The organism is Microcystis sp. M049S2 (genome assembly GCF_020245625.1).
In the GTDB taxonomy this organism is placed as follows: Bacteria; Cyanobacteriota; Cyanobacteriia; order Cyanobacteriales; family Microcystaceae; genus Microcystis; species Microcystis ichthyoblabe_A.
The window spans coordinates 1-10871 of the sequence record NZ_JADBUN010000140.1; the positions used below are offsets into that span (position 1 = coordinate 1).

General features: G+C 39.7%; 11 protein-coding genes and 1 pseudogene. 5 read left to right on the plus strand and 7 right to left on the minus strand.

Annotated elements, in window-relative coordinates; all coding sequences use genetic code 11:
• The 7 genes and pseudogenes from IM496_RS11920 to IM496_RS11950 form a co-directional block, all read right to left on the minus strand.
• A partial coding sequence (locus IM496_RS11920) for a tetratricopeptide repeat protein (RefSeq protein WP_502861838.1) occupies positions 1-1599 on the minus strand: 1599 nt, incomplete at its 3' end.
• A 123-nt stretch (positions 1600-1722) separates the two neighbouring features.
• A pseudogene (locus IM496_RS11925) lies at positions 1723-2172 on the minus strand (NB-ARC domain-containing protein); the annotation flags it as partial.
• A 99-nt stretch (positions 2173-2271) separates the two neighbouring features.
• On the minus strand, positions 2272-2619 hold the full coding sequence (locus IM496_RS11930; protein ID WP_287662024.1) for a hypothetical protein: 348 nt from the start codon (positions 2617-2619) through the stop codon (positions 2272-2274).
• Positions 2620-2842: 223 nt separating this feature from the next.
• The gene (locus IM496_RS11935; RefSeq protein WP_002802104.1) at positions 2843-3112 is read right to left on the minus strand and encodes a type II toxin-antitoxin system HicB family antitoxin; all 270 of its coding nucleotides are present in this window, start codon (positions 3110-3112) and stop codon (positions 2843-2845) included.
• A complete protein-coding gene (locus IM496_RS11940) occupies positions 3109-3300 on the minus strand; it encodes a type II toxin-antitoxin system HicA family toxin (protein WP_002745088.1) in 192 nt (63 codons plus the stop codon). Before IM496_RS11940 ends, IM496_RS11935 begins: the two co-directional genes overlap by 4 nt.
• Positions 3297-3500, minus strand: coding sequence for a hypothetical protein (locus IM496_RS11945; protein WP_104398158.1), 204 nt, complete (start codon positions 3498-3500; stop codon positions 3297-3299). The genes IM496_RS11940 and IM496_RS11945 overlap by 4 nt, the downstream gene beginning before the upstream one ends.
• Positions 3501-3509: 9 nt before the next feature.
• Positions 3510-3866, minus strand: a complete 357-nt coding sequence (locus IM496_RS11950; RefSeq protein ID WP_287662025.1) for a hypothetical protein — start codon at positions 3864-3866, stop codon at positions 3510-3512.
• Between the two features lie 443 nt (positions 3867-4309).
• Here IM496_RS11950 and IM496_RS11955 point away from each other — a divergent pair, with 443 nt between their 5' ends.
• The 5 genes from IM496_RS11955 (at position 4310) to IM496_RS11975 (ending at position 10362) form a co-directional block, all read left to right on the plus strand.
• Entirely contained in the window at positions 4310-5602 is a 1293-nt protein-coding gene (locus tag IM496_RS11955) for a sugar ABC transporter substrate-binding protein (RefSeq protein ID WP_194014068.1), read from the plus strand.
• Between the two features lie 2 nt (positions 5603-5604).
• Entirely contained in the window at positions 5605-6915 is a 1311-nt protein-coding gene (locus IM496_RS11960; RefSeq protein ID WP_287662026.1) for a mechanosensitive ion channel family protein, read from the plus strand.
• A gap of 330 nt (positions 6916-7245) precedes the next feature.
• Entirely contained in the window at positions 7246-8928 is a 1683-nt protein-coding gene (locus IM496_RS11965) for an alpha/beta hydrolase (protein ID WP_287662027.1), read from the plus strand.
• A 120-nt stretch (positions 8929-9048) separates the two neighbouring features.
• Positions 9049-9600 carry a DUF2854 domain-containing protein gene (locus IM496_RS11970; RefSeq protein WP_110578123.1) on the plus strand — a complete coding sequence of 184 codons (552 nt, stop codon included), beginning with the start codon at positions 9049-9051 and terminating at the stop codon, positions 9598-9600.
• Positions 9601-10362: a sulfite exporter TauE/SafE family protein gene (locus IM496_RS11975; RefSeq protein ID WP_194014074.1), complete on the plus strand. Its 762-nt coding sequence runs from the start codon at positions 9601-9603 to the stop codon at positions 10360-10362.
• Positions 10363-10871 lie beyond the last annotated feature (509 nt).

Here is a 10871-nt window from a genome sequence, read left to right on the forward strand (position 1 = left end):
CAAATGGAGAGGTTCTGCTTCTGCGTATTTCCCTTGAGAGTGATAAAGATTCGCCAGACCGTTGAGACTGGTCGCCACATCAGGATGCTCTTTTCCTAATTGCTTTTCTGTAATCGCCAGCGAGCGCAAATGGAGAGGTTCGGCTTCTGCGTATTTCCCTTGAGATTTATAAAGTAACGCCAGATTGTCGATGTCATTTGCAATGTATGGATGGTTTTCCCCATAAACTTTTTCATCAATAGCCAGTGATCGCAAAAAGAGAGGTTCTGCTTCTGCGTATTTCCCTTGAGATTTATAAAGTAACGCCAGATTGTTGAAACTGGTCGCCACAGCAGGATGCTCTTTTCCTAATTGCTTTTCCCTAATCGCCAGCGCTCGCAATAAGAGAGGTTCGGCTTCTGCGTATTTCCCTTGACCGCGATAAAGTTCTGCCAAATTGTTGAGACTGGTCGCCACATGAGGATGGTTTTCTACATAAAATTTTTCGTCAATAGTCAGCGCTAGCACCATAAAAGATTCGGCTTCTGTATATTTCCCTTGAGACTTATAAAGTAACGCCAGATTGTTGAGAATGGTCGCCACAAGAGAATGCTCTGCGACTAATTGCTTTTCAACAATTGCCAGTGATCGCTTGTAGTGAGGTTCCGCTTCTGCGTATTTCCCTTGATCGCGATAAAGTTCCGCCAGATTGTTGAGACTGCTGGCCACATCAGGATGCTCTGCTCCTAATTGCTTTTCCCGAATCACCAGCGCTCGCAAATAGAGAGGTTCCGCTTTTGCGTATTTCCCTTGAGACTTATAAAGATTTGCCAGATTGTTGAGACTTTTAGCAACTTCACGATGATTTTTGCCTAAGCGTTGCTCACTCAGGGTTAAACAGCGTTCACAATAAAGAACCGCTTGCTGATAAAGTCCCTGCTCTTCATAAAAACGACCTAAGCCAGTAAAAGGCCTAGTTAAATCTTCATTATCTAACCATTGATCTAATTCCTCTGCAACAACTTTTAGATGCTCAATATCCGGCTCCAAGTTATCAATGTCTTTTAAGGTCAAAGTCCTCTTAATAGTTTTCGCAATCCCAACCATCACCTGACAATAGGCTCGCTTTGCTTCCTCCTTAAACGCCGATGCTTCTAACTTATCGCGCAAATACATCCGAATTAAAGTATGCAACTCATAGTTCTGACTATCAACATCATTTAGCAAATTTAAATTTACCAAATGTCGTAAATCAGTCCTAGTCGGTATCGGTAAATCAGGGGGATCAATAGACGCGGAAACCGATTTAGATAGACCAAACCAGCGTGAAAATGTCGGAAAATATCTCTCTATAGCTCCCCTTTTTAAGGGTTGGGGGTGGGGGGATCTCTCCTCAAACAAAGACAAAATTAACTTTTCATTAATCCGACTTTCTGCAAACAAACTGAGCCATTCCCCCATTAAGCGAGAACTAGCACTCAACTCCCCCCAACTCAACTCAAACGCTGCTGCTACCCCCCTTTGAGCCGTCATAAAAGCATTTTGGGGAAATTGTAAACTCTCATCCTTTAATTTTTGCGCCTGTAACTGTTCTAAAAGTTCTGTTAACTCACAACTCATATACTGTCCATAGCGTCCCACCAACTCAATCCCTAACGGTAAATACCCCAACCATTTGACTAATTCTCTGGCTTTTTCTGGGTTATTTACTACCGCTTTGGGTAAAAAGACAGCTAACAACTCCACCGCCGCATCAGGACTTAACACTTCTAAATCAATCGGGTTAAAATTACGAGCAATCTGTTCATTACGAGTCGTAATAATCACCTTAAACTGCTTTTCTCCTTGAGGCGGTAAATAGTCTTTTATTTGTTCATAGCGACGCACATCATCAAAAATAATTAAGGCTTGATCTTGCTCATTCTTGAACCAATTATGCCAACAAAAACGAATCCGCTCTACCAATTCCCCTTCCGTCGGTAAAATTAATCCTAAATGAATCTGAGCAAAAGTTAAAATACTCAAACCGGGATCGCTTTCTGCTACATTTAACCAAAGAATCCCCCCTAAATAAGTCTTTTTGTGCCATTCCCGCCAACTATACTGTAACGCCAATTCCGATTTACCAACGCCACTCATCCCCGTCAACGTCGAAATCGCCACGCGGTTAGCTTCCTGTAATTGGGTTGCTAATTGGCTTAAAACTTCATCAAGTCCAACAAATTTCTCGACCCCACTATTGGGTAAATTGTGCGGGTTTTGTTTGACCTGCTCCCCTACAGGCGGCTGTGGTCAGTTGAAGTTAAAAGTCGGATTATGAATTGTTCCTTGATTAACAATTCCAACATTTTTCATCATATTAATAACGTAAGGATTAGATTGATTTTCCTTAAACACTTGTTCTGCAACTTTTTGTATTTCTGGGTCTTTCAATAGAGTCGCCATTACCTCAATGGTTTCAGATAACAAAGCAGGATTTTGATTAGCCGATTGCAACTTTTTTAAAGTATCAGGAGACTTGACTGCGATTAAATTTGTCAGTTTTTCAAGGGAACCATCTAAGACAAGCTCCCCCACACGGGCCAACGCTCCCCCTAAAATAATCGTGACTCCTGTAGCCAATAGCGTTAAAGGTTCCATGGTACGACTCCTTGCTAGTAAATGGCACTTAATTAATTGTTAGATAGTGTAACAGGCTTCTGGTTCTTGTGTTTTATCTTTAATAAGATTATAGCCTGTGAAATAACAAAATGCCTACCTTGTGGAACAGGCTTCTGGTTCCTGTACTTGATCTTTGATCAGATTAAAGTAAAAGCTTTAATTCCAGTTTGCTCAAGTTTGTCGTTCATTTTCCTTAATAAAACTAAGGTTTAACTAACACTTGATCTATGGGAATATGAGTTAGAAAAAATGCTTCTCCTTCCGAATCTCGCAAAGCTTCTAAATAGGCATCAATCCCTCGCGGTTGGGGCAAGTTTTCAACATCTGCCAAATGCAAAGCCAAAGCTGATCGCATTTGCTCCGTTGTTTCTTCTAGAGTCGCACCTGTTGCTACACAACCCAATACATCGGGTGAATAAGCTGAAAATCCCGTCTCACTTTTTTCGAGAACAATTAGATATTTGTCGATCATTTTAACCCTGCTTGTTTAAGAATACTAGCTAAAGTTCCTTTACGAACATCATCACTTAATTTGCCAGCAACAGTCACCTTTCCCCTTTTTGTTGGATGCTCATATTGGCGATGACTACCGACTGTATTAACGAGAAACCAGCCATCTTTTTCTAATAATTTAATGACATCTCGAATCTTCGTAGTCATAAACTTACTCGATGTAACCCAAAAATTTCTTCTCGACTGACATTTTCATCGTCAAGACCTTCCTCTATTGCCTTGGCTAGAGCAATATCCTCTATTACTTCATAAATTACATCTGTTAAAGTTTCCCGTTCTTGCAATAATAACTCATGCAGAACCTCTTTAACAATAGACTTGAGTGCTTGGGCTTGATCTTCTAACATTTTTGTCTCCTAATCAATCTTTTGCTTAATTTTAATAGTTGCTTTTCCTGTAACTCTTACCCTTGTTGTACCAATTTGTTCTGTTTTAGTCGTTGTTTTTCCTTTCACTGTTTGATCAATTTCAGCATCTAGTTCTCCCGCTTCCAAGTCATCTAAACCAACTTGACTGATTTCCCCTCCTTGAATTTCCTGTCCTAAAATTCGTAACTCCTCAGCAAAAAGAGGATCTTCGTCTAAAATCACATCCAAATTTTTAGTGATAGTTTCAATGACCGTAAAACGCTTGGCCAAATCTCCTGTACCTGATTTAATGAACTCTTGGATTGCCAACGTTACCAACACAATCGCGCTTAAAGGTTCAGTCATACATATTTAACTCCTTTGGTGTTTAGGTTGAAATACAATATTTGGGGTGCAGGTTTCTTATACCATGATTATATAGTAAAAATTGCTTAAATGGGGTCTTGGTTGATACAGCAAAGTTAATGCAGGTATCACTCCCTCATCATGACATAATTATTAATAACAGGAATTTTACTCATCCTAAGCACAGTTTCCCTAGGCTGTTACCCATTTAAACTGAGTATTAGATTGTTAGAAAATGAACCATGAAACTCGCTCTTTCCCTTTGTTTTAAGCAGTAATTTAGATATGTCAGCAGCTTAACTCGCACAAATTTTTAACTGCGATTGTTGCTATACTGGTGGCTCCTGACAAAAGATCATGTTAATTATTTTTCTGATGAGGATTATTATTCACCTTTTCATGTATCATGAATATATGGCAAGATTTTTGAAGGATCACGAGCGATGCAATTTCTAAGGCTCAGAGTTAAAACTGTTTGGAGAAGTAAAAAAATAAGGAGAATTATATCGCTCCTACTGCTTTTTATCCTGATGCCAATTTTTCTTTATGCCTGTTTTAGTGATCTTCCTAACCAATCATCGGAGCAACTGCAAGGAACTCTCTCGGTTTGGTATCCAGAAGAGGGCAATTTAACTGAAATACTAGGTCTCGGTTTGCAAGAGTTTGAAAAATTAAATCCGCAAGTGACAATTCTCGAAAAAGCTATTCCTATCGATGAGATACCCGAACGTTTTTTTAAACAATCTCAAAGCGGATTGGGTGCTAGTGTTATTCTAATTTTTTCGAGAAATATACCCAGATTAGTATCCCAAGGAGTACTGAAGGAAATTGACCAGAAAAATCTAGATTTATCTATTTATTATCCCCCGACGCTGAAACAAGTTAGCTATCAAGGAAAAATCTATGGCATTCCTTTAGGTTCTCGTACTAATGTACTGTGTTACAATCAAAAAAAATTACAAGTTAGTACCGATCCGCTGCTGAAGCAACCTCCCACCAGTTTAGAGGGATTAGTGGAACGTGCGCGCAAAGGTTATTCTGTGGGGATAGTTTCCTCTTTTGAAGATACTTTTTGGGGAATGGCAATTTTTGGCGGCTATTTGTGGGATGATCAGGGTAGGCTGCAACCTCGCTTGGATGGTTGGGCAAAATGGCTAGAATGGCTAAAACTTGCCTCGTCACAGCCTAATTTTATCCTCAATCGTCAACGGGAATTACTTCACGAGGCCTTTGCTAGAGGCCGCTTAACCTATTATGTGTGTAATTCTATTGAAATTGCCGATTTAAAAAACAGCCTCCAAGATGATCTCAGAGTCGCTTTACTTCCCCAAGACACTCAAGGTAAAGCAGCACCAATTCTCTATACACGGGTGATGGTATTTAATCGCAATAATAGTGATAATGAAAATAGTTTGGGGTTAGCTTTAGGAAAATTTCTCTCTAATCCCGAACAACAATTACAAGCAATCATCCAAACAGAAAGTTTTATTCCCACTAATCGACGGGTACAGATCGAAGGAAAATTACTACCGATCGAATCGGTATTATTACAACAATCTCACAATGCCGTGGCAGTTCCTCTGGATGATTGGGAAAAGTTGAATAAAATTTTAGAAGAGGGAGAATTTTGGTATGAAAGAGCGATCGCTGGTGAAATATCTTCCTCAGCAGCAGCCCAAAAACTGACACTTTATATTCAATCATATCTCGATCAGGAAGTCAGGAAAATAAATTAATTATGAACAACAATATTCCCTCTCTTTCGGAAATAATTGCTAACCAATTATTGTTTTTAGGACGCAGAAATGTTCAAAGTCAATTAACGATCATTTTTCTGTCTTTAATTCTTGCTTGGTTATTATCAAAATGGTTATGGTCTTACTTAGAAAAAAGATTTCCTCACGTTACCAGTTTGATCCATAGTGATGAAAAGTTAACCCTCCGTCAATATTTTGCCATCCTGATAGAGTTTCTTAATTTTCCAGTTATTAGCCTAATTTTACTTGACTTGAATTATCTAATTTTTTTCAGTCAAAACTGGACAAGAGGAATGATTAGTTTATCCATAAAATTAATGTGGTTTTATTTAGTTTATCGTGGTTTATTAGCTGGATTATACGCCAAGTTTTCCGTCAAGACAATTAAATATTATCATTTGCGGCTTTTAGCACCTTTATTGCTATTATTCCTCCTGAGAACGATTATTAGTTTCTACAATAATATTAAGGAAATTGCTCAAGTATCTCCCTTTAATTTATTTAATAGTCCGATCACATTCAGAAGCATATTTATTTTGATAATAGCTCCCTATTTTCTGGTAATTATTGTTATTCTTATAGAAAGTATAATTCTGAGTATTACTAATTTAAATCAGCAAGCTAGTCGGGGTGAAATTGAAGCAACTTTACTTTTAGGACGTTATTTTTTCATTGTCTTAGGCTTTATTCTCATCTTGGGTTATGTGGGAGTTAATGCAACGGCGATAGCGGCAATTACCGGCGGTTTATCGGTGGGTATTGGTTTCGGTATGCAGCAAGTGGTAAGTAATTTTATTAGCGGTATTTTACTATTATTTGAAAAAGTTCTCAAACCCGGTGATATCATTAATATTGAAGGTCAAACTTCTCAGGTAAAAAAGCTAGGTATTCGAGCGACAACAGTGCAAATCCTCACGGATAATTCTGAAAAAATTATCCCTAATCAAAAGTTTTTTACTGAGGATGTCACCACCTATACGGGTAGTGATAACTTGATTTATTGTTCAATTGTTATCGGAGTTGGTTATAATTCTAACGCCCAACAGGTGATGAATTTATTGCTAGACATTGCTGATCAACATCCTCACATACTTAAAAACCCCGAACCAGTAGCCTTTTTTCTTAATTTTGATCATTCTAGTTTAAACTTTGAATTAAAGTTCTGGTTGGATGATGTTAACAGGAAAAAGCGAGTCATTAGTGATATTAATTGTGCTATTCTTGATAGGTTTACTCAACAGGGTATCGAGATTCCCTTCCCGCAACAAGATATTCATATTCGTAATAATTAGCAATTTATCCCAGTCAAAAACCCTATCTGATTATTTTCATCGCCAAATATATCACTTTCACTTATTAAATTTATGTATTTATTTTTTTTATTAATAACCAGTGTCTTGACAAAAAAACATTTTTAATATAAAATCCATACTAGGTAATATGTTCAGAAAATACTCAATAATCTAGAATCAAAATTGCCCAAATTAATCTATCGAGGTTTTGCTCATGCCTTTTGGTTCTACTTTCCTTGACACTTTATCGATGTTTGTTGAACTTAGACATCAATAGTCGTGCGACTTTTTTTCCTTTAATTGCTGTCATCTACCCTAACTAAAAATCTCATGATTATCCCGCGTTTACAAAATCGGTTTCCCAGAAATAATCCCAGCCGCCGGCTGCGAGCTTTCCTCCTAGGTCTTTTCGCTGCGGGTATGACCGCTTTACCCCTAAAAGCCGCCGAAGAAATTGAATTTGTCTATACTCCCCTCGTCTTTTCTGTATCGGTAGCATCCCTAGAAACCTTTGCTAAAGAAGGAAAAATTGATGCTAATTTAAAAAGATTTCTTGCCAGAACACCTCCCGAAGCAAGAGAGAAGTTTCGTGAGGCTTTATTAACAAAGATTGACATCGATCCTATTTTACTATCTCGTTTTTTTAATAGTGTGATGGGTGCTGATATGCTCTCTCGTTTGGGCAAAGGCATCACCATTGAAGGGGGAATTAATGGTAAATATGCCCTGCGGGGTGCGATTGTTAGTGCCGCTTTTGAGCCGGGGGGATTAACCCTTTTAAATGTGCTGAAAAAATTCCCCAATAATATCCAGTTACAGGGGGAAGAAATCCTCGGATTAGCTAAAACCATCGATTATGCAGTTTATGTGGCGGAAATATTTATTAAAGATATGCGCCTCTGGACAGCCGAGGAAGCCGCTGCCGTTAAACCACCGATTAATTATACCAGTTTACCCGATCTGCGTCAGCGCGGTAGCTTTCAGGTAAAAAAAGAAGTTTGGAACCTAATAGATAGCAGTCGCAATCGCAGTTTATATGTCAATGTTTATATCCCGCAAACTTTCCGAGAAGGCAAAACACCTGTAATTATTTTTTCCCACGGATTAGCCTCGCGACCGGAAGATTATGCCCAAGCAATTGAACATCTAGCTTCCTACGGATTTTTAGTAGCGGCACCGCAACACCCCGGCAGTGATACCCAGTACCTGCAAGGAATGTTAGGGGGGTATTATCGCAATATTTTTGATGGCAATGAGTTTATTAATCGACCCAAAGATATTAGCTTTGTCATCGATGAATTAGCAAGACGTAATCCTAGTCAATTTCAAGGTCAACTTGACCTCACTAATGTGGGAGTAGCGGGTCATTCCTTTGGAGGTTATACATCTCTAGCTGTTGCCGGCGCACAAATTGATTTTGATAATCTCGCCCAAGATTGTAATCTTCCTTACTCCGGGATTAATATCGCTATTATACTGGAATGTCGCGCCCTAGAATTGCCTAGACAGGTCTATAATTTTCGTGATGAACGAGTGGCGGCTGTCTTTGCAGCTAATCCCGTTAACCGCAGTATTTTTGGGGAAAAAGGTTTAAGTAAAATCTCGATTCCTGTCCTCTTGGGTTCTGGAAGTTATGACCCGGCAGCTAATCCGATTTTTGAACAGGCCATTCCTTTTACTTGGTTAAAAACGCCAGATAAATATCTGGCCATGGTGGAGGGACAAGCTCATGTAAATTTTACGGAATTGGATGCAGGAATGCAAAAAACCCTAGAGTCTGTGGTCGATATCACTTTACCCAATCAAAATTTAATCGAGGATTATGCGGGGGCTTTATTGGTCTCTTTTTTTGAAGTTTATATTGCTGATAATGACAAGTTTCGTCCTTTTCTTCTGTCTAGTTACGCAGAATATCTCAGTCAGGGACAAAAGTTTAAATTAGACTTTATTACTGCCGCTTCTGACCAGAAATTATCTCAATTAATTGAGAAATTGCGAGTACATCGGCAATAGGCACTAATTGCCTTCAGTAGCTAATAACTGAAAAATCTCCCCACTGCCCCTCTGCAAAAAAGATTCTCTTGAGTTGTATAATCTCTAAAGGATTAGCGTACTCAAGAAAAAAATTATTTCATGCTCAGAAAAATTAGACTATCATACTTTGGCTTAATTTTAGGCAGTATTTTAACGGTTATCGGCATTATCGGTTATGCCCAAGGTAACGCCACGGTCAATTTAGCGGGGTTTTTCTACGGATTACCGTTATTATTGGGAGGTTTAGCCCTAAAAGCTTCAGAAATCAAACCGATACCCTTCAGTCAACCCACTAGCCCCGAAATCTTGCAATTGCGCCAACAACAGGCTACTGTCACCCAAACCAAACTTCGCAACGATGTCACCCGCTATCGCTACGGACAGGAAGTGCATCTGGATGAAGCCCTAGAAAAGCTGGGATTAAGCCCCACGGACGAGGAAAGACCGACTTTAGTGGCAATTCGTGAAACTGCTGTTGATTCCGCCTATTGTTTCACCCTAGAATTTGAATCGCCCCTTTTACCCCTAGAAAAGTGGCTGGCAAAACAAGAAAAAATCGAAAGATACTTTGGACCAGGAATTAGAGCCGAAATTAAGCAAGTTGACGAGGAAAAAATTGATTTAGCCCTAATTACTATCCCTAACCCCTAAATGCTCACGCCTATTCAGTATGGCTTCTTGGCAATCGCTGCCGTGGCTGCCGGCTTAATTAATGCTCTTGCCGGTGGCGGTAGTCTGATTACTTTTCCGACGCTGATGGCGGTGGGTATCCCACCGGTGATGGCAAATGTGACTAATACCGTCGCTTTATGCCCCGGTCATCTGGGGGCAACCCTCGCCCAAAAAAAAGACCTGCACGGGCAACAAAAACGGATTCGGTTATTACTACCATCGGCAGTTATTGGCGGCATTATCGGTGGTATTTTGCTGTTAAATAGCAGCGATCAAGTGTTTGACCGTCTGATTCCTTTTCTGATTCTTTTAGCAGCGGCTTTATTGGCTTTTCAAGACACTTTACGCTCTTGGCTGCAGCGGCGACAGGGGGACAAAAATGGCAATATACCAGAAATTTGGGCGGTTTTACCCATCGCTCTCGCTTCAATTTATGGTGGTTATTTCGGCGCGGGTTTAGGGGTGATTGAGTTGGCAATTTTGGGCTTATTTCTCAAGGATAATCTCACGAGATTAAATGCTTTAAAACAGTTGCTTTCTTTGGTGGTTAATGTGGCAGCATCTTGGTTTTTTCTCTTTTCTAATCACGTATATTGGTCGGCAGCGATAGTGGTAGCAATTGGCTCTTTAATTGGGGGTTTATTGGGGGGAAAACTAGCTAGAATTATCTCTCCTAGTTATCTGCGTAAGACCGTGGTAATTCTGAGTATTATTACCGCTATAGTTTATTGGCTTCGTTAACAAACCGATTTATGGCAGTTAAGCTGCCCGCGCATTTAAATTGCTTGTTGAGATCAGGCAACAGTTTAAAACCTTACCCGATGACGTTTTAACTCAATTGCCAAGAAAAGTGGGTTTTAGCTTGTCTAGAATAACCGAGTCTCTTGGTGCATTCTAGCATCGGTTAAACACACTGAAGGATTAACGGAATAGGGTGGATAATTCCGCTCTGCAAAACCTCACCAGATGTTTAGTATCGACAAAGCCGCCCTTGTCTAGCATTCACAACAGGGGGAAGAACATACCTTTCTGCGATCGCCAGCCGCCATCAGCGAACAAGCTCTCCATAACTGAGATGGAGGCGACAGTGCTGGCAAAAACTCCCTAGCTATAGTTACTAATTCTGTACGCAAATATTGCATCTAGAATTAGCTTTGTACGCTTTGACCCGTACTGGGTTAACTACGAACCTCTCTATCGGATTCCCGCTAAAGGCGGCCTCTCCGACTACCTTTCTTCCAATATTTAAG